Below are 21,077 nucleotides of genomic sequence, written 5' to 3'. Positions count from 1 at the left end.
GTCCATGACACACATGGACACCCCTTACCCCGCGTTGCTAGACGACTTGAAGGCCAACACACACGTGTTGGCCTTTGACATTTTTGGCACGGTCGTCGACTGGCATGGCAGCATCGTGCGCGAAGTGCAAGCGCTCTACCCCTCCGTCGATGCCAATGCGTTTGCCCTAGCTTGGCGAGCGGGCTATCAGCCGGCCATGGCTCGCGTGCGCTCTGGCGAGCTGGGCTGGACGCGCATTGATGAGCTACACCGTTTGATTCTGGATGACTTGTTGCCAAGGTTTGGCTTAGCGCATTTGAGTGAAGCCGAACGCGTGCACCTCAACCGCGTGTGGCATCGCTTAGACGCGTGGCCTGATAGCGTGGCGGGGCTGCTTCGCTTGAAAAAGAAATTCACCATTTGCAGCTTGTCGAATGGGAATCTAGGCCTACTGACGAACATGGCCAAGCGAGCGGGACTGCCATGGGATTGCATCTTGTCCGCCGAAGTGTTTCGCGCCTATAAGCCTGACCCCGCCACCTATCTGGGTGTGGCACAGACCTTTGATGTGCAGCCTCATCAAGTCATGCTCTGTGCTGCGCACCATGACGACTTAGAAGGTGCGAGAGCTTGTGGTTTGCGCACGGCCTACATCGAGCGGCCTTTGGAGTTTGGTGCATCGCAACCCAAAGATGTGTCGCCTCAGGCGGGCAACGATTTGCATGTGCGCGACATTCATGCGCTTGCCGATGCGTTGGGTTGCTAAGTCCCGTTAAACGTAGAGCGGTTCTTCTTGCATGGCTTCGCATTGCTCCACCAACATGTGCGTTTGCCCCGCCCAGTAGTCACTGCTGCCAAACCATGAGAAGTGCTGTGCGAACGCAGGATCGTCCTTGCGACGTGCCAACCAAGCGCTGTAGTGAATCAAGCGCAAGGTGCGCAGCGGTTCAATCAAGGCCAGCTCGCTGCGATTGAGTTCACGCATTTGTTCGTAGCCATCTAACAGCATCGACAGTTGTTGTGTGCGTTGCGCACGATCGCCACTGAGCAACATCCACACATCTTGAATGGCAGGGCCCATGCGTGCATCGTCTAAATCGACAAAGTGCGGACCACCGTTGGGTAAGTCAGTGGGCGTCCACAAAATATTGCCGGGGTGGCAGTCGCCATGCAGGCGGATGTGGTCCGGAGGATGCATTGCAAATTTCTCTTGTGCCATGTCAATGGCCTGGTTGCAGACCGCCAGCCATTCGGTTTGTTGGTCCATCGGGATGATGCGGTGCGCCATCAACCAATCACGCGACTCAATAGCAAACGTATTCACACTCAAGGTGGGGCGTGTTGCAAAGTTGTGTTGCGCGCCGACGTTATGAATACGCGCGATGAAGCGGCCAATCCACTCCAACACTTCCGCATCGTCTAGCTCAGGCATACGTCCCCCACGACGCGGACTGACGCTGAATGCAAACCCATGCGCGTGATGCAAGGTTTTGCCGTGCAGCATGAGAGGGCCCACCAGTGGCACTTCGTCTGCCATCAACTCTGCGGCAAAACTATGCTCTTCCAAAATCTGCGCGTCCGTCCAACGCTCTGGCCGATAAAACTTGGCAACCACCGAGGCGTTGTCATCGAGCATGACTTGGTACACACGGTTTTCGTACGAACTCAAAGCGGTGAGTCGACCATCGACTTCGAGCCCCAAATCGGACAATGCATCCAACACCACATCGGGCGTGAGTGCTTCGTAGGCATGGTGCGTGGGCGTGTCATCAAACACCCCAAACCACCTCTTTGTCTTCCGCATGTGCGCGGCGCAGCATGTCGATGAAGGGCACAACACGTTGCTTTAAGCTGATGGTGCGCAGACCGCTGGTCGCGGGCGCTGCGCCCTCCTCCTGCACATTGCCACTTTGAGCGGCTTCTTTGGCGGTTTGATGCGCCAACTCTTCTTGCGCTACGGCAGCATTCAAGGCCTCAATAGCACCCAACATTTCATTGGGCAAGATGATGCCTTGGGCTCCCGATTCTTTGCCAATCAGCTTGAGAATGTGTTTGCCTTGCGGCTCCAGCATGATCAGATCGCCTGTGGCTTTTGATTTGAATTTGTACAGCATGCTTTTTATTGTGCGCTCTTGTGCGTCGTCGTGAAAGTCATTTGTTATCGACCTTGCAGCAGTGGATCCACCACAGCATGAAACGCATCGGGTCGCTCGAACATCACCCAGTGCCCAGCATCAGGTACCACGGTGAATGATGTCAGGCGCGTCAACACCTTTGGCACTTGCGACAACGTTCTTTCGTACAGAGCATCTTGAGCGCCCCAGACGCCATGCACAGGACACGTCCAGCGTGCCTGGGCTTTCGCCAACACATCCGTGCGCGCGATACGACGGCGGCGCATCCGATCACGGCCCACATTGGCTTGCTGCAAATCGATCACGTCTTCTGTGACGCTGTCTGCATGCGCAAACATCATGGCATTGAGGTTGTGTCGGTGCACGTCGCGCTGTGCTGCAGCATCCATGTCCACTGTCATGCCGCGCATCGGCAATGTTTGTCCAAACAGGCCCAAACCAGGAACCCCCACCAGCACCATGCTGCGAATGCATTCGGGGTGCGCCGCGGCAAGCAATCCGACCGTCATGCCGCCAAATGAAAAGGCCATGACATCGACGGCACGAACATCAAATGTTGCTTTCAATATTTCGGCTAGATAAGGCACAAGCCCATCGGCATCCCAGACGTCAGGCGGCACGCTGGAGTCACCAAACCCGGGGATGTCTAACACCCAAACGGGACGATATTGGGCGATGTGTTCCACATTGCGCAGCCAGTGCGTCCAGCTGCCTGAGCCGCCGTGCAAAAGCACCAAGGGCGCCTCATGTGAAGATGCATGTGTAGAGCTCGGAGCCGCCTGATGCGTCCCCCAAACGTGCCACACGACCTCACCCCAAGCGTAGGCTTGAACGATGCGCTGCGATTGCGCCTCAATCCGTTTGATTTCGACCATTTCGAATCTTCCAAGAAAAACGCCCACTGAATAAATTCAGCGGGCGTTTTAAAGTGGTTGCGCGAGTAGGATTTGAACCTACGACCTTTGGGTTATGAGCCCAACGAGCTACCAGGCTGCTCCATCGCGCGTCAAGAGGATTAGTATAACCTATTAAGCGGCTGTTTCGGTAGAAGATGCCTCAGAAACTTCTGCGCGGTCTACCAATTCAACATAAGCCATTGGTGCGTTGTCGCCCACGCGGAAACCCATTTTCAAAATACGGGTGTAACCACCTGGACGTGTCTTGAAACGTGGGCCCAATTCGTTGAACAACTTCACAACGCTGTCACGATCGCGCAAGCGGTCGAATGCCAAGCGGCGGTTTGCAACGGTAGGCTCTTTCGCCAAAGTGATCATCGGCTCGATGACGCGACGCAATTCTTTGGCTTTAGGCAATGTGGTTTTGATGGCTTCGTGCTCGATGAGCGAATTCATCATGTTGCGCAACATCGCCAAACGATGTGATGTTGTGCGGTTAAGTTTGCGAAGTCCGTGTCCGTGACGCATTTTGATTTCCTTTGATGTTTTGCCGGCCGCCGTATCAGGTACGGCCAGGGGACGTTATGTCAGTGATTATTTTAAGTTCAACGACGCTCTAAACCTGCAGGTGGCCAGCTCTCGAGCTTCATGCCCAAGGTCAAACCACGAGAAGCGAGAACTTCTTTGATTTCGTTAAGTGACTTACGACCCAGGTTAGGGGTCTTGAGCAACTCGTTTTCAGTGCGCTGAATCAGGTCACCGATGTAATAGATGTTTTCTGCTTTCAAGCAGTTGGCCGAACGAACGGTCAATTCCAACTCATCAACAGGGCGCAACAAGATCGGATCGAACTGTTGGCCACCGCGTGGTGCAGCTGCTTCCATGATGCCGTTGATGGCGTCGCCTTCCAACTGTGCGAACACAGCCAGTTGCTCAACCAAAATCTTTGAAGAAGCGCGCACAGCGTCTTCTGCAGTGATGGCACCGTTGGTTTCGATTTCCATGACCAAACGGTCGAGGTCGGTACGTTGTTCAACGCGGGCGTTTTCAACGCTGTAGCTCACGCGGCTCACAGGTGAGAACGATGCGTCCAACACGATACGGCCGATGGACTTGCTTGGCTCTTCACCATAACGACGCACAGTACCTGGCACATAGCCACGGCCTGTTTCAACTTTGAGTTGAATGTCGATCTTGCCGCCGTGCGACAAATTAGCAATCACGTGCTCAGGGTTGATGATTTCAACATCGTGAGGCACTTGAATGTCTGCAGCAGTGACAGCGCCTTCGCCGTCTTTGCGCAAGCTCAAAGTGACTTCATCGCGGTTGTGCATCTTGAACACAACGCCTTTGAGGTTCAACAAAATGTTGACCACGTCTTCTTGCACGCCGTCGATGGACGAGTATTCGTGCACTACGCCAGCGATGGTGACTTCAGTCACGGCATAACCAACCATGGAAGACAACAAAACGCGACGCAGGGCATTGCCCAACGTGTGGCCATAGCCACGCTCAAACGGCTCCAAGGTGACCTTGGCGCGGTTGTGACCCAATTGCTCGACGTGAATATTTTTTGGTTTCAGCAAGTTCGTTTGCATTCAGATTTCCTCTCAATACCCCCGGTTCGTTACACCGGTAAGGCTGGGTGTCTGGACCACGCTGCGCGAGCGGGCAGCGTGGGGTGCGTTAGGTTGAAAACTTCAACCAGGATTAACGCGAGTAAAGTTCGACGATCAGAGATTCGTTGATGTCTGCAGCGAATTCGTCGCGGTCTGGGGTCTTCTTGAAGACGCCTTCAGCTTTTTCGAGGTTCACTTCAACCCAAGCAGGCATGCCCACTTGTTTGGCCAATTCGAGAGCTTCCAATACGCGACCTTGCTTTTTAGACTTTTCGCGCACAGCCACTACGTCACCGGCTTTCACCAAGTAAGAAGCGATGTTGACTTGTTGACCGTTCACGGTGATGGCTTTGTGTGACACCAACTGACGTGCTTCAGCACGTGTAGAGCCGAAGCCCATGCGGTACACCACGTTGTCCAAACGTGTTTCCAAAATAGTCAACAGGTTTGCACCGGTGTTGCCTTTTTGGCGGTCAGCAGCTGCGAAGTAACGGCGGAACTGACGCTCCAACACACCGTACATGCGTTTGACTTTTTGCTTTTCGCGCAATTGCAAACCGAAGTCAGACGTACGCTGACCTGAAGTGCGGCCGTGTTGGCCTGGCTTGCTGTCGAATTTGCACTTGTCGCTGATCGAGCGGCGTGCGCTCTTCAAGAACAAGTCGGTGCCTTCACGGCGTGAGAGTTTGGCCTTGGGGCCTAGGTAACGTGCCACTTGAATTTCCTTATCTAATCAGCTGCTCGCAAGAAGCGAGGAGCCGCTGGGGGTTAGCCAGCGGCGGTGGGCTTGTGGTTAACAGTAAAAAGCGAAGAACGCTTAGATACGACGACGCTTTTGTGGACGGCAGCCGTTGTGCGGCACTGGAGTCACGTCAGCAATCGAGTTGATGCGAATGCCCAATGCGGCCAAAGCACGCACTGAAGATTCACGGCCAGGACCTGGGCCTTTGATCTCGACATCAAGATTTTTGATGCCTTGATCAACGGCTGCGCGACCCGCAACTTCCGAAGCCACTTGAGCTGCGAAAGGTGTGGACTTGCGTGAGCCCTTGAAACCTTGACCACCTGACGAAGCCCATGACAATGCATTGCCTTGGCGGTCAGTGATGGTGATGATGGTGTTGTTGAACGACGCGTGCACGTGCGCGATACCGTCAGCAATGTTCTTACGAACCTTTTTACGTACGCGTGAAGCTGCGCCGCTTGGAGATTTAGCCATTGTTCAGTCCTATTATTTCTTCAACGACTGGGCTGCTTTACGCGGACCCTTGCGTGTACGAGCGTTGGTACGCGTACGTTGGCCACGCATAGGCAGACCACGACGGTGACGGAAGCCGCGGTAGCAACCGATGTCCATCAAACGCTTGATGTTCATTGTTGTTTCGCGACGCAAGTCACCTTCAATCGTGAATTCAGCGATCTGATCACGGATCTTTTCGAGGTCCGAGTCAGTCAGATCTTTGATCTTCTTTGCGTAATCAATGCCAGTTGCTTCGCAAATTTTGCGAGCGCGTGTGCGACCAATACCAAAAATGGCTGTCAAGCCGATTTCAGTGTGTTTGTGCGGCGGAATGTTAATGCCAGCGATACGTGCCATGTGCGTCCTCTTTAAACCAGTTCAATCAACCTTGACGCTGTTTGTGGCGTGGATCTGTACAGATCACACGAACCACGCCCTTGCGGCGGATGATTTTGCAGTTGCGGCAAATTTTTTTGACCGAAGCCGAAACTCTCATTTCACTCTCCTAAAACTCATTTCATTTCACACCCTAATTGGCATGAAACACGACTTTTTTTACTTGGCCCGTTAGAGCGTTGTTTTGAAACTTGCCTTCTTCAACAGCGATTCGTACTGTTGGCTCATCATGTAGTTTTGCACTTGGGCCATAAAGTCCATGGTGACAACCACAATAATCAGCAACGAAGTACCACCGAAGTAGAAAGGCACGTTGTATTTCAAGATCAAGAACTCAGGTAGCAAGCACACAAAGGTGATGTACACGGCGCCCGCAAGCGTGAGTCGAACCAAAATTTTGTCGATGTATTTGGCAGTGTGGTCACCGGGACGAATACCGGGAACGAAAGCACCGCTCTTCTTCAGATTATCCGCTGTTTCTCGGCTGTTAAAGACCAAGGCGGTGTAAAAGAAGCAAAAGAAAACAATCGCAGCTGCATACAACATCACATAGACAGGTTGTCCAGGTGCAAGTGCTGCAGAAATATCTTTGAGCCAACGCATGCTGTCACCAGAGCTGAACCAGCTCACCACAGTTGCGGGCAAGAGAATGATGGACGAAGCAAAGATGGGAGGAATCACACCCGCCATATTCAACTTCAAGGGCAAGTGAGACGATTGACCGCCATACACTTTGTTACCCACTTGGCGACGCGCATAGTTCACCAAGATTTTGCGTTGGCCACGCTCGACAAACACCACGAAGTAAGTGACCAAAGCCACAACAATCACGATGAGGATGGCAGCCAAAATGCTCATCGCACCAGTACGCACCAATTCAAGCAAACCACCGATAGAACCTGGTAAGCCTGCTGCGATACCAGCAAAAATCAGTATAGAGATACCGTTACCCAAACCACGCTCAGTGATTTGCTCACCCAACCACATCAGAAACATGGTGCCAGCGGTCAAGCTGACCATGGCTGTCATGCGGAAACCAAAGCCTGGCACGTTGACCAAACCAGCTGATGCTTCCAACGCCAAGGCAATGCCCATGGACTGGAACAAAGCCAAGCCCAAAGTGCCGAAACGTGTGTACTGAGTGATTTTGCGACGACCTGCTTCGCCTTCTTTTTTGAGCTGCTCCAAAGAGGGCAACACATAAGTCAGCAACTGCATGATGATCGATGCAGAGATGTAAGGCATGATGCCCAAAGCGAACACCGTGAAACGCGACAAAGCGCCACCGGAGAACATGTTGAACAAGCTCAAAATACCGCCCTGCTGACCTTTGAACAGTTGTTGCAACTGGTTAGGGTCGATGCCGGGCACAGGAATGTGCGCACCCACGCGGTACACCACCAGGGCGAGCAGCAAGAAAACCAGTCGGCGACGGAGGTCGCCGAACTTGTCGGTATTGCCAATCGATGGAGCGGTAGTTGCCACGGAGTGCTATTCCTATTGAATCGAACGATTAAGCGACAGAGCCGCCAGCGGCTTCGATCGCAGCTTTAGCACCGGCAGTAGCGCCGATACCATTGAGTTTGACAGCTGTAGTCAATTCGCCAGTCTTGACAACTTTGACCACGCGAGCGATAGATGCCACGAGGCCAGCGGCCTTCAGTGTCAACATATCAACTTCAGCAGCGCCGAGTTGTTGCAAGTCAGCCAATGTCACTTCGTCGTTGTACTTCAAAGTGGTGGACTTGAAGCCACGCTTAGGCAAACGACGTTGCAAAGGCATTTGACCGCCTTCGAAACCAACCTTGTGGTAGCCGCCTGAACGTGACTTTTGACCTTTGTGACCGCGACCAGCAGTCTTACCGAGGCCAGAGCCAATACCGCGACCAACGCGACGCTTGGCGTGTTTTGCGCCAGGTGCGTGGGTGATGTTATTGAGTTCCATCTTTAACCTTTTACAGCACTTTGACCAGATAGCTGATCTTGTTAATCATGCCGCGCACTGCAGGCGTGTCTTGCAACTCGCTCACAGAATTCAGTTTGCGCAAGCCCAAGCCACGAACGGTGGCACGGTGCGATTCTTTGGTGCCAATTGGGCTACGCACCAATTGGATCTTCACAGTTTGAGGGGTAGTCATCGAATGCTCCGGAATTAGGCGAAGATTTCTTCGATATTCTTGCCACGCTTAGCAGCAACTTCTGCTGGCGTAGTGGAATTGTTCAAAGCATCCAAAGTTGCACGAACCATGTTGTATGGGTTCGATGTACCGTGGCTCTTTGCCACGATGTCAGTGATGCCCATCACTTCGAACACAGCGCGCATTGGACCGCCTGCAATGATGCCGGTACCCTTAGGTGCTGGAATCATCATGACGTTTGCAGCACCGTGACGACCGTGCACCTTGTGGTGAATCGTGCCGTTTTTCAAAGTGACTTTTGTCATGTTGCGACGGGCTTCTTCCATCGCTTTTTGGACAGCAGCTGGCACTTCTTTCGACTTGCCCTTGCCCATGCCCACGCGGCCATCGCCATCACCGACCACAGTCAAAGCTGCGAAACCGAGAATACGGCCGCCTTTAACCACTTTGGTGACGCGGTTGACCGCGATCATTTTTTCGCGGAGTCCGTCTTCTGGACCATCACCCTGCGCTTTAGCTTGAAATTTAGCCATGTGTAATTTCCAATCCGATTAGAACTGCAAGCCAGCTTCGCGGGCTGCGTCGGCCAAAGCCTTGACGCGACCGTGGTAAGCAAAACCTGAACGGTCAAACGCCACTTTTTCGACGCCAGCTTTTTTCGCCTTTTCAGCGATCAGCTTGCCAATCATTTGCGCCGCATCGACGTTGCCGCCTTTGCCTGTTGCGCCCAGTTGCTTGCGCACATCGGCTTCGGCTGAGGATGCTGTCGCAACCACTTTGGTACCGCAAGCGGAAACCACAGTAGCGTAGATGTGCAAGTTGGTGCGGTTCACCATCAAACGTGCAACGCCTTGGTTGGCGATGCGAATACGTGTTTGACGTGCCCGGCGGAGTCGCTGCTCTTTTTTGGTCAACATTTTGCAGCTCCTTATTTCTTCTTGGTCTCTTTGATCGTGATCTTCTCATCCGAATAACGGATGCCCTTGCCTTTGTAAGGCTCTGGGGGGCGAATTGCACGAATCTCAGCGGCCACTTGACCGACGCGTTGACGGTCAGCACCTTTGATGATGATCTCGGTTGGCGCTGGCGTCTCAACCTTGATACCTTCAGGCATGTCTTTGTTGACGGGGTGAGAGAAACCCACGGCCAAGTTCAATTTAGAACCTTGTGCCGCAGCTTTGTAACCCACACCAACCAAAATCAACTTCTTCTCGAAGCCTTTGGTCACACCGGTCACCATGTTGTTGACCAATTGACGCAAAGTACCGCTCATGGCGTTGGCTTCGCGAGAGTCATCAACTGGCGTGAAAGTCACTTGACCAGCTTCGTTGACAACCTTCACTAATGCGTGGGCAGCAACCGACAGCGTACCGCCGGAACCCTTCACACTGATTTGGGCGTTATTAACAGACACATCCACACCTTGGGGGATGGTCACAGGCATTTTTCCTACTCGGGACATTTCAGTCTTTCCTTTAGGCTGCGGTTAAGCGACGTAGCACAACACTTCGCCACCGACACCGGTAGCGCGTGCTTTGCGGTCAGTCATCACACCTTGAGGTGTTGTGACAATTGCCACACCCATGCCATTCATGACTTGGGGGATAGCGCCGCAGCCTTTGTAAACGCGCAAGCCAGGACGGCTCACACGTTCAATGCGTTCGATCACTGGACGACCTGCGTAGTACTTGAGAGTAATCTCAAGCTCAGTCTTGCCAGCGTCTTTTTTAATTTGAAAACCGTCGATGTAGCCTTCGTCTTTCAGCACTTGCGCAATGGCGATCTTCACTTTGGAAGATGGCACCATCACAGTGGGCTTAGCCACCATTTGCGCGTTGCGGATGCGAGTCAGCAAGTCGGCGATTGGATCACTCATGCTCATATTGAATCTCCTGCCTATTACCAGCTGGCTTTGGTGATGCCGGGAATGTTGCCTTGGAAGGCTAATTCACGGATCTTGGCGCGGCCAAGGCCGAATTGGCGGAACGTGCCACGTGGACGACCGGTGATTGCGCAACGGTTACGTTGACGTGTTGGGTTCGCGTTGCGAGGCAACTTTTGCAGACCCAAACGGGCAGCTGCGCGCTCTTCATCGCTACGCTTGAAGTCGGTGGCAATTGCCTTCAACTCAGCATGCTTAGCAGCGTACTTTGCAACCAAACGGTCACGCTTGAGCTCGCGCTCGATCAATGCTTGTTTAGCCACGTGCCACCTCTGTCTTGAATGGGAAACGGAAACCAGCGAGAAGCGCTTTGCACTCTTCGTCAGTCTTAGCCGTCGTGGTGATGCTGATGTTGAGGCCGCGCAGTGCGTCGACTTTGTCGTACTCAATCTCAGGGAAAATGATTTGCTCTTTTACGCCGATGTTGTAGTTGCCACGACCATCAAAGGCACGGACAGAAATACCACGGAAGTCACGAACGCGAGGCAAAGCCACGGTCACGAAACGGTCCAAGAATTCATACATCTGAACGCCGCGCAAAGTCACCATGCAACCGATAGGCTGGCCTTCACGGATTTTGAAACCCGCGATCGCCTTCTTAGCCTTGGTCACCACAGGCTTTTGGCCCGCGATTTTGGTCAAGTCATTGACAGCGTTGTCCATGACTTTTTTGTCAGCCACAGCCTCGCTCACACCCATGTTCAACGTGATTTTGGTCAAACGTGGAACTTGCATGGGCGATGTATAACCGAACTTAGCAGTCAGTTCAGCAGCCACTTTTTCGCGGTAGTGTTGTTGGAGTCGTGCCATATTTATGCCGCCTTGATTTCTTCGCCGCTGGACTTGTAGACGCGCACTTTGCTGCCGTCTGCCAGGACTTTGATGCCAACACGATCAGCCTTACCAGTAGCAGCATTGAAAATGGCTACGTTGGACTGATGAATAGGCATTGTTTTATCAACGATGCCACCTTGCGTGCCAGCCATTGGATTTGGCTTGGTGTGTTTTTTCACCAAGTTGATACCGTCGACCACCAAGTGGCTGTCATCTTTACGCAGCGACACAACGCCACGCTTGCCTTTGTCACGCCCAGTAAGGACGATGACTTGGTCGCCTTTGCGAATCTTGTTCATTGCTAGCCCTTACAGAACTTCAGGAGCCAATGACACGATCTTCATGAACTTCTCAGTGCGCAACTCGCGCGTCACTGGGCCGAAGATACGGGTGCCGATAGGCTCCAACTTTGCATTCAGCAACACAGCTGCGTTGCCATCGAATTTGACGAGCGAACCGTCGCCACGGCGGATGCCTTTGGCAGTACGGACCACAACAGCGCTATACACCTCGCCTTTTTTGACGCGGCCACGCGGAGCGGCTTCTTTGATGCTCACCTTGATGATGTCGCCCACGCTTGCATAGCGACGCTTAGAACCGCCGAGCACCTTAATGCACAAAACGGACTTCGCACCGGTGTTGTCAGCGACATCTAACCGTGTTTCAGTTTGGATCATTTCAATATTCCCAACTTGCATCAGTCTTGGCGCAACTCGCGTCACACACAAGACCGATCAGTCTTGGGCCCGTCATCCACATCGCGAACCACTCGCAACGCTTCAACTTGGGGCAGATAAACCCCGCTTTTTTAGCGGAGCCGCAAATTATGCCATAACTTTTCAGGCCGCGTCAAACTATTTTTATGAATCTTTCTGGATTGACCGACAATTCTTTCATGTCTACACCCTCTAACACCTCTCAAACCCTTGCATTCATTGGCGGCGGCAACATGGCCAGCGCCATCATCGGCGGCCTGATCAAGCAAGGCACGCCCGCCAACCGCATCTTGGTGGTTGAGCCTTTTGAAGAAGCGCGCCAGCGCCTACAGGCGCAATTTGGCGTGCGCATTTTGGCCGTCGCCGATGCCACCTTGGCAGAAGCAGGCCTTGTGATTTGGGCCGTCAAACCCCAAACCTTCAAAGAAGCCGCACAACAAACGCGTAGCTTCTGCGCCCATGCCCTGCACCTGAGCGTGGCCGCCGGTATTCGCAGCGACAGCATTGCCAACTGGCTTGGCACCGAGCGCGTGGTGCGCGCCATGCCCAACACCCCTGCACTCGTGGGACTGGGGCAAACCGGCTTGTTTGCCCGCGCAGCCGTGACCGCGGCAGACAAGGCATGGATTGAGCAAGTCGTTGCCACCACAGGCGCACTGCTATGGGTGAAAGACGAGCCATTGCTGGATGCCGTCACCGCCATCTCGGGCTCTGGCCCTGCGTATGTGTTCTTTTTCATTGAGGCGATGGTTGAAGCGGGCGTGAAGATGGGCCTGACCGCAGAGCAAGCAACGCAACTGGCCATCGGCACGTTTGAAGGCGCGTCACAACTGGCCAAGACTGCCAGCGAGCCACCCTCGGTCTTGCGTGAACGCGTCACATCGAAAGGCGGCACCACTTATGCCGCCATCACCTCGATGCAAAACGCCCACCTAGGCCAACTGTTCGAAACCGCGCTTAAAGCCGCAGAAATACGCGCGCACGAGCTAGGCGACGAGTTTGGCGCGTAAGCTTTTGCAGCCCCTCTGGTGAGACAATATTCGTGTTGATTTTTAAACCACTTGATTCCATGAACAAACTTCTTCTTTCTCTCTTGTCGGCTGCTGCATTGGGCTTGCCTTTGACATCTGTGGCACAAGCCCCTGCCATGCCCGCCGCGCCTGTGGCACAACCTGAGCAAGCCACGGCACCTGCCGTGACCAACACCGATTCAGCCACAGCGAAAAAAGCCAAGAAGGCCAAGAAAAAGAAACTGAAAAAGAAGAAATCTAAAAAGGCCAAAGCTCACTAAGCCAAACGCTTAAAGCTTGAAAAAAAGCGCTTGCGGCATTCGCCCAAGCGCTTTTTTCATGGCCGCATGGTGCGCACGATCAGCGCAAGGCGTAACTCACGGCAATGCCAGCGAATACGGTGCCGCCCAGCCAATGGTTTAAGCGAAACGCTCTGAAACATCCATCCCGCGAACGATCAAGGATGAGCAAAAAGTGCCACACCGCTTGCAATGCCGCCAAGCACAAGGCGAACGTCCAAGCCCCGCCCAGTTTTTCGGACGCCAACAAACCATACCAGCCGCAGAGATAGACCGCATAAAACGCCATGATCGCCGACACGTCATGGCGGCCCAAGGTGATGGCCGAGGTCTTCATGCCAATTCGAAGGTCGTCGTCGCGGTCGACCATCGCGTACTCGGTGTCATACGCCAACACCCAAAACAAATTGAACAACATCAAGCCCCAAGCTTGCATGGGCACCACATCGTTCAAGGTTTGCAAGTGGATGTCTTGCCACGTCAACCTGGCACCGCCCACCGCGACAAACGCCAAAGGAATGCCAAAGCTAAACGCCACGCCCAACACCGCTTGCGGCATCGACACATAACGTTTGGCGTAGGGATACATCAAAGTCACGGCCAGGCCTGCAAACGACCACACGATGGTGGCGGGGTTGGTGGTGAGCACCAAGCCAAATGCAGCCAGCGCCAGCACGGCGCCCACCAGCAAAGCCTCGCGCACCGACACCGCGCCGCGTGTGACGGGTCGCTCTGCGGTGCGTTTGACGTGACGGTCAAACTCGCGATCGGCGACATCGTTGATGCAGCAGCCTGCGCTGCGCATCAGGACAGTCCCCAGCACAAACACCGCCAGCAAATGCCAGCCGGGCCAGCCATCTGCCGCCACCCACAACGCAGCAAGCGAGGGCCACAACAACAGCAACCAACCGGCGGGACGGTTCCAGCGAATCAAGTCTAAATACAAGGCCAAGCGTTCACGCATCACACATACACCTTCAAGACAGACGGGTCACGCCTGGCAATTCGCAGGCATAGATGGCGTTACGCAAAGCAGCAATCGCTTCGTAGCGCGTGAAGCTGCGGCGCCACGCCAACACCACGCGGCGTGTGGGCGGTTCACCGCCTTTGTCGTCGGTGATGGGCAAATAGCGCACATACGTCTCTTCATTTTTTTTGCGCTTGGCCTGTGTATTCAGCGCTTCTTTGGGCACGCTCAAACGCGGCACCAGCGTGACGCCCATGCCTGCCGCCACCATGTGTTTGATGGTCTCCAGCGACGAACCTTCAAAGCTCTTTTGAATCCCCTCGGCATTGCTAGAGAAACGGGCGAACTCGGGGCACACCTCCAGCACATGGTCGCGAAAGCAGTGGCCATTGCCCAGCAGCAACATGGTTTCATTTTTCAACGCATCCGCGCTGACCTCCTTCAAAGCCGCCAGCGAATGGTTGCTAGGGACTGCGGCCATGAAGGGCTCGTCATACAAAGGCGCAGTGGCAAGGCCCGTGTCTGGGAAAGGCTCAGCCATGATGGCGCAATCAATCTCGCCGGTGCGCAACATTTCCAGCAACTTGACGGTGAAGTTTTCTTGCAGCATCAGCGGCATTTGCGGCGTCCGTGAAATCGCTTGGCGCACCAGGCTAGGCAGCAAGTACGGGCCAATCGTGTAAATCACGCCCAGCTTCAACGGACCTGCCAACGGGTCTTTGCCACGCTTGGCAATTTCTTTGATGTTGGCCGCTTGCTCCAACACGCTTTGCGCTTGACGGATGATTTCTTCGCCCAAAGACGTGACGGCCACTTCGTTGGCGCTGCGCTCAAACAGCTTCACATCCAACTCTTCTTCGAGCTTTTTGATGGCCACCGACAGCGTGGGTTGCGACACAAAGCAGGCCTCGGCCGCGCGGCCAAAGTGCTTTTCGCGGGCCACAGCCACGATGTATTTGAGTTCGGTAAGGGTCATGTGCGTTTAAGAGGTTAGGCCTTCAAAAAATCCGATTTTCCACCCAACCAGCGGCTCACGTGTCGCTCGGCCAACTCTGGGTACATGTCGAGCATCAACGGCGCCAACTCTCTGGCCCATTGCAGCAGTTCGCCGTCTTCGGCCAAATCCGCAAATCGCAGCAAAGCCGCGCCAGATTGGCGCGCACCCAAAAACTCACCGGGTCCACGAATTTCCAAATCGCGTCGTGCAATTTCAAACCCGTCTGAGGTTTCCACCATCGCACGCAACCGCTCGCGGGCGGTTTCGCTCACGCGCCCACTCTCGCCGGTGGCGTACATCAGCACACAGGCCGATGCAGCCGCACCGCGACCCACACGCCCACGCAACTGGTGCAACTGGCTCAGACCAAAACGTTCGGCATGTTCAATCACCATCAACGAGGCATTGGGCACATCCACGCCCACTTCAATCACCGTGGTGCTGACCAACACGCCCATGGCACCGCTTTCAAACTGGGCCATGACCGCTTTTTTCTCAGCAGGCGGCATGCGTGAATGCAACAGGCCCACCAACACGGGCTTCACCCCCGGCGGGTTGAGTGCCTCGGTCAGCAAGGCGTGTGTCTCGGTCGCGTTGGTCAAATCCAGCGCTTCGCTTTCTTCAATCAGCGGGCACACCCAATAGACCTGACGACCTTCATCCAGTTGATGGCGAATGCGCTCTATCAACTCATCGCGGCGGGACTCGGACACCAGCTTGGTCACCACGGGCGTGCGGCCCGGTGGCAACTCGTCCAAGGTAGACACATCAAGGTCGGCGTAATAGCTCATGGCCAAGGTGCGAGGAATGGGCGTGGCGCTCATCATCAGCATGTGCGGCTCTTGCTCTGGCATGCCGTCGTGCGTGAGCATCTTCTCGCGCAGGGCCAGGCGCTGCGCCACACCAAATCGGTGCTGCTCGTCAATGATGGCCAAGGCTAAGTTTTTGAACTGCACCTGCTCTTGAATCACCGCATGCGTGCCCACCACCAAGGCAGCTTCGCCACTGGCGATGAGCCCCAACATTTCTGTGCGTTCTTTTTTCTTTTGGCTGCCCGTGAGCCAAGCCACGCGCTTACCCAGTGGCGAAAGCAAAGGCTCTAGCCAGCCAATGAGTTTGCGAAAGTGCTGCTCGGCCAAAATTTCTGTCGGGGCCATCAGCGCACATTGCCAGCCGCCATCCATCGCCACCGCCGCGGCCAAAGCAGCCACCACGGTTTTGCCCGAACCCACATCGCCTTGCAACAAACGGTGCATGGGCACTTGACGCATCAGGTCTTGTGCAATTTCCTCGCCCACGCGGCGCTGCGCAGCCGTTAAACCAAACGGCAACACGCCCAGCAGCTGCTCGTGCAAGCCACCTTTTTTCAACACCAAGGCAGGCGCGCGCAACTCGTCACGCGCACGTTTGGACTGCAGCTGCGACAGCTGCTGCGCCAGCAACTCTTCAGCCTTCAAGCGTTGCCACGCTGGGTGCGTGCGGTCTTCCAGCTGCGCCAGCGACACATCGGGCGTAGGGTGGTGCAAAAAATGTAGGGACTGCTCAAGGCTCCACGCCTTCGCGCCAGCACTCATGGCCGAACGCGGCATGTACTCGGGTGGAATCGTCTCGACAAACGCACCATGCCGTGCGGCATGCACCAGCCCGCTGTGCACCGCCTTGCGCAAATACACCTGCGGCAAACCCGCCGACGTGGGGTACACCGGCGTGAGCGCATTGGGCAGCTCGCCACCGGCCATGTGAAAACTGGGGTGCATCATGGTGCGGCCCATAAAGCCGCCCTTCACCTCACCACGCAAACGCAGGCGGTTGCCCACAGCCAAAGCTTTTTGTTGAGATGGGTAGAAGCTAAAGAAGCGCAGCGTGCAAGTGTCTGAGCCATCGTCCACCACCACCAGCAATTGGCGGCGCGGCTTGTAGGCGATGTCACACGACACCACCGTGGCCTCAATTTGCGCCATGTCGCCCTCGCGCGTATCGGCCAGCCGCACGATGCGCGTTTCGTCTTCGTAACGCAGGGGTAGGTGCAGAGCCAAATCGATGTCGCGGTCCAGCCCTAGCTTGCGCAACGCTTTTTGCGGTGCGGAGAGGGGTTTACTTTCCGATTTAGCTTCCAGCTTCACGGATGGCTTGGTGCGAGTCATGGGACAATTGTGCCTCTGTCATTTGATCTCCCTCAACTTGGAACGGGCCCGTCCGGCCCTCAAGCGCATGTCACACATTTACACGCTCAGCGATTTCGATTTCGAACTGCCTGAGTCCCTGATTGCCCAGCACCCCGCCTCTGAACGCAGCGCCTCGCGCTTGCTCGACGGCCGCCATGCTGAATTTGCCAATCGCACCTTCAAAGACCTTCCCTCTCTGCTCAAAGCAGGCGACTTGCTCGTGTTCAACGACACCCAAGTGGTGAAAGCCCGTTTGTTTGGCGAGAAGCCCACAGGCGGCAAGCTCGAACTTTTGGTGGAGCGCGTGCTGACCAACCACGAAGTCGTGGCCCACATGAAGGTGAGCAAAAAGCCGCCCGTGGGCACTGAGCTGTTGATGGTGGGCGGCAAAAATAACGGCGGATTCAACGCCACGCTCTTGGGCCGCTGGCCCAATGAAGACGGCCAACTGTTTCGCTTCAAGTTCAGCGACGAGCCGCACACGCTGATGCAGCGCCACGGCCACATGCCGTTGCCACCCTACATTGAGCGCCACCAAAACACGACTGACGCGCAACACGAAACCGAGGCCGACAAAGCCGAAGACGAGCGCCGTTACCAAACCGTGTTTGCCAAACACCCGGGGGCCGCCGCTGCGCCCACCGCTGCGCTGCACTTTGACGAAGGCGTGTTGCAAGGGCTAGAGGCGCAAGGCGTGGCACGCGCCAGCGTGACGCTGCATGTGGGCGCGGGCACGTTTCAGCCGGTGAAGACCGAGAACTTGGCCGAGCACCGCATGCACAGCGAGTGGTACAACATCCCGCCCGAAACCGTGCAAGCCATTGCCGACTGTCGCGCACGCGGTGGTCGCGTGGTGGCGGTGGGCACCACCAGCGTGCGCACGCTGGAGAGTTGGGCGCAAAGCGGGCAAGCCAGTGGTGACACGCAAATTTTCATCACACCGGGCTTTGCGTTTCAGGTGGTGGATGTGCTGATCACCAACTTCCACTTGCCCAAGAGCACCTTGCTCATGTTGGTCAGCGCGTTTGCGGGCTTCGAGCACATGCACGCGCTGTACCGGCACGCGATTGCCAACCACTACCGTTTTTTCAGCTATGGCGACGCCATGCTGCTAGAGAGAAATTCCGAAAGAAAGGCCGCCCATGTTGAAGTTTGACGTTCTCGCCAAAGACACATCCAGCCACGCACGCCGCGGCACGCTCACGCTCAACCACGGTGTGGTGCAAACGCCCATCTTCATGCCCGTGGGCACCTACGGCACGGTCAAAGGCGTGATGCCGCGCAGCCTCGAAGAAATGGGCGCGCAAATTATTTTGGGCAACACCTTCCACCTGTGGATGCGCCCCGGCCTCGATGTGATGCAAAGCTTTGGCGGCCTGCACGACTTTGAGCGTTGGAACAAACCCATCCTCACCGACAGTGGCGGTTTTCAAGTGTGGTCGCTGGGCGCGATGCGCAAAATCACCGAAGAAGGGGTGACGTTTGCCTCACCCGTGAACGGCGACAAGCTGTTCATGTCGCCCGAGGTGAGCATGCAAATTCAAACCACGCTCAACAGCGACATCGTGATGCAGCTCGACGAGTGCACACCCTATGAAACCAAAGGCCACCTCACCACGGAAGCAGAAGCCCGCAAGTCGATGGAGATGAGCCGTCGCTGGGCCGTGCGCAGCAAAGACGAATTTGCGCGCTTAGAAAACCCCAATGCCTTGTTTGGCATCGTGCAAGGTGGCATGTTCACCAACCTGCGTCAAGAGTCACTCGACGCGTTGGTGGAGATGAACTTCCCCGGCTACGCCGTGGGCGGCGTGAGCGTGGGTGAGCCCAAAGACCAAATGCTCGAAATCATGGCGCACACGCCCCACCGCTTGCCCGAGCACAAACCACGCTACTTGATGGGCGTGGGCACGCCCGAAGACTTGGTGCAAGGCGTGGCCGATGGCGTGGACATGTTTGACTGCGTCATGCCCACACGCAATGCACGCAACGGCACGCTGTTCACCCGCTTTGGCGATTTAAAAATTCGCAATGCCCGCCACAAAGCCGACCACGGCCCGCTCGACAGCACCTGCACCTGCTACACCTGCGCGGGCCACACACGCCCCGACGGCACAAGCAGCGGCGGCTTCAGCCGTGCGTACTTGCACCACCTCGACCGCTGCGGCGAAATGCTCGGCCCCATGCTGACCACCGTGCACAACCTGCACTACTACCTCAACCTCATGCGCGAAGTGCGTGAGGCTTTGGAGGTGGGGCAGTTTGGTGCGTTCCGCGCCAAGTTCAAAGAAGACCGCGCACGCGGGGTTTGACGCGCGACAGCCATGTGGAAACCCACATGAGAAGAGAGGGTTTGGACAGTTAAATTTCTAGGGTTAACACTTAGGAGCTTCGTATGTCCAACGCGCTCACCCAAAAACCTATCTACAAATCGCTCTACGCCCAAGTGCTATTCGCCGTGGTCGTGGGCGTTTTGCTCGGCCACTTCTACCCACAAGTCGGCACTGACATGAAGCCCTTGGGCGACGGCTTCATCAAGCTCATCAAGATGATCATCGCGCCCATCATCTTCTGTACCGTGGTGGTGGGCATCGCCGGCATGGAAGACATGAAGAAGGTCGGCAAGACCGGTGGCTTGGCGCTGCTGTACTTTGAAGTGGTCAGCACTTTGGCACTGATCATTGGCTTGCTCATCGTCAACTTTGTGCAGCCAGGCGTGGGCATGAATGTGGACCCCACCACGCTCGACACCAAAGGCATTGCCGCCTACACCGCACCCGGCAAGATGCAAGGCACCGTGGACTTCTTGTTGAACGTCATCCCCACCTCGGTGGTCGATGCGTTTGCGAAAGGCGAAATCTTGCAAGTGTTGCTGTTCTCCATCTTGTTTGGCTTTGCACTGCACAAGTTCGGCGGCCGCGGCACGATGGTGTTTGACTTCATCGAAAAGTTGTCACACGTGTTGTTTGACATCGTGGGCATCATCATGAAAGTGGCCCCCATCGGCGCGTTTGGCGCGATGGCCTTCACCATTGGCAAGTACGGTGTGGCCTCGTTGTTCTCGCTCGGCAAATTGATGGGCACGTTCTATCTGACGTGTTTGATTTTTGTGTTCGTGGTACTGGGGCTCATCAGCAAGTTGCACGGCTTCAGCATCTGGAAGTTCGTGAAGTACATCAAAGAAGAATTGCTCATCGTGTTGGGCACGTCTTCTTCTGAATCTGTGTTGCCACGCATGATGGAAAAGCTGGAAAACCTTGGCGCACGCAAATCGGTTGTGGGCTTGGTCATTCCGACTGGCTACTCGTTCAATTTGGACGGCACATCCATCTACCTCACCATGGCGGCTGTGTTCATTGCGCAAGCCACCGACACGCCGATGAGCCTGACACAACAGCTCACCTTGTTGGCGGTTTTGTTGATGACCTCCAAAGGCGCAGCGGGAATCACCGGCAGTGGTTTCATCGTGTTGGCCGCGACCTTGTCAGCCGTGGGCGGCGTGCCTGTGGCGGGCTTGGCGCTGATCTTGGGCATTGACCGCTTCATGTCTGAAGCACGCGCGCTAACCAACTTGGTGGGCAACGGCGTGGCGACTTTGGTGGTGGCCAAGTGGACGGGCGACTTAGACATGCAACGCTTGCATGACGGCCTGAACAATCCAACCCCCGAAGAACTGGAAGCGCCTGAGGTCATCCTTGACCAAAAAGAAGCGCACATGGCGGCAAAGCACTAAGCCAAAAGCCGAGG

Annotated in this window: 29 protein-coding genes and 1 tRNA gene; 6 read left to right on the top strand and 24 right to left on the bottom strand. The window is 55.3% G+C overall.

The window, feature by feature from the left end:
* Nucleotides 1–13 precede the first annotated feature (13 nt).
* Entirely contained in the window at nt 14–745 is a 732-nt protein-coding gene (locus tag B9Z44_RS08405; protein WP_108360297.1) for a haloacid dehalogenase type II, read from the top strand.
* A gap of 6 nt (nt 746–751) precedes the next feature.
* Here the strand turns inward: B9Z44_RS08405 and B9Z44_RS08400 are convergent, their stop codons facing one another.
* From B9Z44_RS08400 to rplN, 21 genes are all read right to left on the bottom strand, one after another.
* Nucleotides 752–1,783, bottom strand: coding sequence for a serine/threonine protein kinase (locus tag B9Z44_RS08400; protein WP_108402158.1), 1,032 nt, complete (start codon nt 1,781–1,783; stop codon nt 752–754).
* Nucleotides 1,749–2,093 carry a DUF1840 domain-containing protein gene (locus tag B9Z44_RS08395; RefSeq protein WP_108402157.1) on the bottom strand — a complete coding sequence of 115 codons (345 nt, stop codon included), beginning with the start codon at nt 2,091–2,093 and terminating at the stop codon, nt 1,749–1,751. The genes B9Z44_RS08400 and B9Z44_RS08395 overlap by 35 nt, the downstream gene beginning before the upstream one ends.
* Before the next feature lie 44 nt (nt 2,094–2,137).
* Entirely contained in the window at nt 2,138–2,989 is an 852-nt protein-coding gene (locus B9Z44_RS08390; RefSeq protein WP_108402156.1) for an alpha/beta fold hydrolase, read from the bottom strand.
* 54 nt (nt 2,990–3,043) lie between these two features.
* Nucleotides 3,044–3,120: transfer RNA gene (locus B9Z44_RS08385), tRNA-Met, on the bottom strand.
* Between the two features lie 22 nt (nt 3,121–3,142).
* Entirely contained in the window at nt 3,143–3,538 is a 396-nt protein-coding gene (rplQ, locus tag B9Z44_RS08380; RefSeq protein ID WP_108360234.1) for a 50S ribosomal protein L17, read from the bottom strand.
* 77 nt (nt 3,539–3,615) lie between these two features.
* Entirely contained in the window at nt 3,616–4,608 is a 993-nt protein-coding gene (locus B9Z44_RS08375) for a DNA-directed RNA polymerase subunit alpha (protein ID WP_108360235.1), read from the bottom strand.
* Between the two features lie 112 nt (nt 4,609–4,720).
* Nucleotides 4,721–5,344 carry a 30S ribosomal protein S4 gene (gene rpsD / locus B9Z44_RS08370; protein ID WP_108360236.1) on the bottom strand — a complete coding sequence of 208 codons (624 nt, stop codon included), beginning with the start codon at nt 5,342–5,344 and terminating at the stop codon, nt 4,721–4,723.
* 102 nt (nt 5,345–5,446) lie between these two features.
* Nucleotides 5,447–5,848 (bottom strand): 30S ribosomal protein S11, encoded by a 402-nt coding sequence (gene rpsK, locus B9Z44_RS08365; protein WP_100133809.1) that lies wholly within the window; start codon nt 5,846–5,848, stop codon nt 5,447–5,449.
* A 12-nt stretch (nt 5,849–5,860) separates the two neighbouring features.
* Nucleotides 5,861–6,226 (bottom strand): 30S ribosomal protein S13, encoded by a 366-nt coding sequence (gene rpsM, locus B9Z44_RS08360; RefSeq protein WP_108360237.1) that lies wholly within the window; start codon nt 6,224–6,226, stop codon nt 5,861–5,863.
* A gap of 25 nt (nt 6,227–6,251) precedes the next feature.
* Nucleotides 6,252–6,365 carry a 50S ribosomal protein L36 gene (gene rpmJ / locus B9Z44_RS08355; protein WP_011481465.1) on the bottom strand — a complete coding sequence of 38 codons (114 nt, stop codon included), beginning with the start codon at nt 6,363–6,365 and terminating at the stop codon, nt 6,252–6,254.
* Nucleotides 6,366–6,436: 71 nt separating this feature from the next.
* Nucleotides 6,437–7,750, bottom strand: a complete 1,314-nt coding sequence (secY, locus tag B9Z44_RS08350; RefSeq protein ID WP_108360238.1) for a preprotein translocase subunit SecY — start codon at nt 7,748–7,750, stop codon at nt 6,437–6,439.
* A 28-nt stretch (nt 7,751–7,778) separates the two neighbouring features.
* Complete coding sequence (gene rplO, locus B9Z44_RS08345) at nt 7,779–8,210, bottom strand: 50S ribosomal protein L15 (protein WP_104796729.1); 432 nt, start codon at nt 8,208–8,210, stop codon at nt 7,779–7,781.
* A gap of 10 nt (nt 8,211–8,220) precedes the next feature.
* Nucleotides 8,221–8,403 carry a 50S ribosomal protein L30 gene (gene rpmD / locus B9Z44_RS08340; protein ID WP_104796730.1) on the bottom strand — a complete coding sequence of 61 codons (183 nt, stop codon included), beginning with the start codon at nt 8,401–8,403 and terminating at the stop codon, nt 8,221–8,223.
* A gap of 14 nt (nt 8,404–8,417) precedes the next feature.
* Entirely contained in the window at nt 8,418–8,936 is a 519-nt protein-coding gene (gene rpsE / locus B9Z44_RS08335; protein ID WP_108360239.1) for a 30S ribosomal protein S5, read from the bottom strand.
* 18 nt (nt 8,937–8,954) lie between these two features.
* Nucleotides 8,955–9,320, bottom strand: a complete 366-nt coding sequence (gene rplR, locus B9Z44_RS08330) for a 50S ribosomal protein L18 (RefSeq protein WP_108360240.1) — start codon at nt 9,318–9,320, stop codon at nt 8,955–8,957.
* 11 nt (nt 9,321–9,331) lie between these two features.
* Nucleotides 9,332–9,865, bottom strand: coding sequence for a 50S ribosomal protein L6 (gene rplF, locus B9Z44_RS08325; RefSeq protein WP_108402155.1), 534 nt, complete (start codon nt 9,863–9,865; stop codon nt 9,332–9,334).
* A 24-nt stretch (nt 9,866–9,889) separates the two neighbouring features.
* A complete protein-coding gene (gene rpsH, locus B9Z44_RS08320; protein ID WP_104796734.1) occupies nt 9,890–10,285 on the bottom strand; it encodes a 30S ribosomal protein S8 in 396 nt (131 codons plus the stop codon).
* Nucleotides 10,286–10,302: 17 nt separating this feature from the next.
* The gene (rpsN, locus tag B9Z44_RS08315; protein ID WP_108360242.1) at nt 10,303–10,608 is read right to left on the bottom strand and encodes a 30S ribosomal protein S14; all 306 of its coding nucleotides are present in this window, start codon (nt 10,606–10,608) and stop codon (nt 10,303–10,305) included.
* Entirely contained in the window at nt 10,601–11,155 is a 555-nt protein-coding gene (gene rplE, locus B9Z44_RS08310) for a 50S ribosomal protein L5 (protein WP_108402154.1), read from the bottom strand. The genes rpsN and rplE overlap by 8 nt, the downstream gene beginning before the upstream one ends.
* Before the next feature lie 2 nt (nt 11,156–11,157).
* The gene (gene rplX / locus B9Z44_RS08305; protein ID WP_104796737.1) at nt 11,158–11,478 is read right to left on the bottom strand and encodes a 50S ribosomal protein L24; all 321 of its coding nucleotides are present in this window, start codon (nt 11,476–11,478) and stop codon (nt 11,158–11,160) included.
* Between the two features lie 9 nt (nt 11,479–11,487).
* A complete protein-coding gene (gene rplN, locus B9Z44_RS08300) occupies nt 11,488–11,856 on the bottom strand; it encodes a 50S ribosomal protein L14 (protein ID WP_053172537.1) in 369 nt (122 codons plus the stop codon).
* Between the two features lie 218 nt (nt 11,857–12,074).
* Here rplN and proC point away from each other — a divergent pair, with 218 nt between their 5' ends.
* On the top strand, nt 12,075–12,905 hold the full coding sequence (gene proC, locus B9Z44_RS08295; RefSeq protein ID WP_108402860.1) for a pyrroline-5-carboxylate reductase: 831 nt from the start codon (nt 12,075–12,077) through the stop codon (nt 12,903–12,905).
* Between the two features lie 59 nt (nt 12,906–12,964).
* Entirely contained in the window at nt 12,965–13,186 is a 222-nt protein-coding gene (locus tag B9Z44_RS08290) for a hypothetical protein (protein WP_108360243.1), read from the top strand.
* Between the two features lie 79 nt (nt 13,187–13,265).
* Here B9Z44_RS08290 and B9Z44_RS08285 read toward each other — a convergent pair whose 3' ends face one another.
* The 3 genes from B9Z44_RS08285 to recG are packed head-to-tail and all read right to left on the bottom strand — an operon-like array spanning nt 13,266 to nt 17,312.
* On the bottom strand, nt 13,266–14,168 hold the full coding sequence (locus tag B9Z44_RS08285; protein ID WP_108402152.1) for a 4-hydroxybenzoate octaprenyltransferase: 903 nt from the start codon (nt 14,166–14,168) through the stop codon (nt 13,266–13,268).
* A 13-nt stretch (nt 14,169–14,181) separates the two neighbouring features.
* Nucleotides 14,182–15,147, bottom strand: coding sequence for a LysR substrate-binding domain-containing protein (locus B9Z44_RS08280; protein ID WP_108360245.1), 966 nt, complete (start codon nt 15,145–15,147; stop codon nt 14,182–14,184).
* 14 nt (nt 15,148–15,161) lie between these two features.
* Entirely contained in the window at nt 15,162–17,312 is a 2,151-nt protein-coding gene (gene recG / locus B9Z44_RS08275; protein WP_108402151.1) for an ATP-dependent DNA helicase RecG, read from the bottom strand.
* 67 nt (nt 17,313–17,379) lie between these two features.
* Between recG and queA the strand changes: the two genes are divergently transcribed.
* From queA to B9Z44_RS08260, 3 genes are all read left to right on the top strand, one after another.
* Nucleotides 17,380–18,489 (top strand): tRNA preQ1(34) S-adenosylmethionine ribosyltransferase-isomerase QueA, encoded by a 1,110-nt coding sequence (gene queA / locus B9Z44_RS08270; RefSeq protein WP_108402150.1) that lies wholly within the window; start codon nt 17,380–17,382, stop codon nt 18,487–18,489.
* Nucleotides 18,476–19,642 (top strand): tRNA guanosine(34) transglycosylase Tgt, encoded by a 1,167-nt coding sequence (tgt, locus tag B9Z44_RS08265; RefSeq protein WP_108360248.1) that lies wholly within the window; start codon nt 18,476–18,478, stop codon nt 19,640–19,642. Before queA ends, tgt begins: the two co-directional genes overlap by 14 nt.
* 83 nt (nt 19,643–19,725) lie before the next feature.
* A complete protein-coding gene (locus B9Z44_RS08260; RefSeq protein WP_108360249.1) occupies nt 19,726–21,063 on the top strand; it encodes a dicarboxylate/amino acid:cation symporter in 1,338 nt (445 codons plus the stop codon).
* Nucleotides 21,064–21,077: the final 14 nt, after the last annotated feature.

This window comes from Limnohabitans curvus (genome assembly GCF_003063475.1).
Taxonomy (GTDB): Bacteria; Pseudomonadota; Gammaproteobacteria; order Burkholderiales; family Burkholderiaceae_C; genus Limnohabitans; species Limnohabitans curvus.
Note: the sequence above shows the minus strand (reverse complement) of the source record. Positions and strands in the feature narration are given on the sequence as shown.

Bases quoted from the DNA above. Each gene is read 5' to 3' on its own strand.
- B9Z44_RS08285 (WP_108402152.1), bottom strand. From the start codon at position 14,168: ATGCGTGAACGCTTGGCCTTGTATTTAGACTTGATTCGCTGGAACCGT.
- rplQ (WP_108360234.1), bottom strand. From the start codon at position 3,538: ATGCGTCACGGACACGGACTTCGCAAACTTAACCGCACAACATCACAT.
- B9Z44_RS08405 (WP_108360297.1), top strand. From the start codon at position 14: ATGGACACCCCTTACCCCGCGTTGCTAGACGACTTGAAGGCCAACACA.
- rpsK (WP_100133809.1), bottom strand. From the start codon at position 5,848: ATGGCTAAATCTCCAAGCGGCGCAGCTTCACGCGTACGTAAAAAGGTT.
- B9Z44_RS08400 (WP_108402158.1), bottom strand. From the start codon at position 1,783: ATGCGGAAGACAAAGAGGTGGTTTGGGGTGTTTGATGACACGCCCACG.
- rplX (WP_104796737.1), bottom strand. From the start codon at position 11,478: ATGAACAAGATTCGCAAAGGCGACCAAGTCATCGTCCTTACTGGGCGT.
- rplR (WP_108360240.1), bottom strand. From the start codon at position 9,320: ATGTTGACCAAAAAAGAGCAGCGACTCCGCCGGGCACGTCAAACACGT.
- B9Z44_RS08395 (WP_108402157.1), bottom strand. From the start codon at position 2,093: ATGCTGTACAAATTCAAATCAAAAGCCACAGGCGATCTGATCATGCTG.
- rpmD (WP_104796730.1), bottom strand. From the start codon at position 8,403: ATGACTACCCCTCAAACTGTGAAGATCCAATTGGTGCGTAGCCCAATT.
- rplF (WP_108402155.1), bottom strand. From the start codon at position 9,865: ATGTCCCGAGTAGGAAAAATGCCTGTGACCATCCCCCAAGGTGTGGAT.
- rplO (WP_104796729.1), bottom strand. From the start codon at position 8,210: ATGGAACTCAATAACATCACCCACGCACCTGGCGCAAAACACGCCAAG.
- B9Z44_RS08260 (WP_108360249.1), top strand. From the start codon at position 19,726: ATGTCCAACGCGCTCACCCAAAAACCTATCTACAAATCGCTCTACGCC.
- B9Z44_RS08280 (WP_108360245.1), bottom strand. From the start codon at position 15,147: ATGACCCTTACCGAACTCAAATACATCGTGGCTGTGGCCCGCGAAAAG.
- recG (WP_108402151.1), bottom strand. From the start codon at position 17,312: ATGACTCGCACCAAGCCATCCGTGAAGCTGGAAGCTAAATCGGAAAGT.
- rpsH (WP_104796734.1), bottom strand. From the start codon at position 10,285: ATGAGCATGAGTGATCCAATCGCCGACTTGCTGACTCGCATCCGCAAC.
- rpsM (WP_108360237.1), bottom strand. From the start codon at position 6,226: ATGGCACGTATCGCTGGCATTAACATTCCGCCGCACAAACACACTGAA.
- B9Z44_RS08375 (WP_108360235.1), bottom strand. From the start codon at position 4,608: ATGCAAACGAACTTGCTGAAACCAAAAAATATTCACGTCGAGCAATTG.
- B9Z44_RS08290 (WP_108360243.1), top strand. From the start codon at position 12,965: ATGAACAAACTTCTTCTTTCTCTCTTGTCGGCTGCTGCATTGGGCTTG.
- B9Z44_RS08390 (WP_108402156.1), bottom strand. From the start codon at position 2,989: ATGGTCGAAATCAAACGGATTGAGGCGCAATCGCAGCGCATCGTTCAA.
- tgt (WP_108360248.1), top strand. From the start codon at position 18,476: ATGTTGAAGTTTGACGTTCTCGCCAAAGACACATCCAGCCACGCACGC.
- rpmJ (WP_011481465.1), bottom strand. From the start codon at position 6,365: ATGAGAGTTTCGGCTTCGGTCAAAAAAATTTGCCGCAACTGCAAAATC.
- rpsE (WP_108360239.1), bottom strand. From the start codon at position 8,936: ATGGCTAAATTTCAAGCTAAAGCGCAGGGTGATGGTCCAGAAGACGGA.
- rplE (WP_108402154.1), bottom strand. From the start codon at position 11,155: ATGGCACGACTCCAACAACACTACCGCGAAAAAGTGGCTGCTGAACTG.
- rplN (WP_053172537.1), bottom strand. From the start codon at position 11,856: ATGATCCAAACTGAAACACGGTTAGATGTCGCTGACAACACCGGTGCG.
- proC (WP_108402860.1), top strand. From the start codon at position 12,075: ATGTCTACACCCTCTAACACCTCTCAAACCCTTGCATTCATTGGCGGC.
- queA (WP_108402150.1), top strand. From the start codon at position 17,380: ATGTCACACATTTACACGCTCAGCGATTTCGATTTCGAACTGCCTGAG.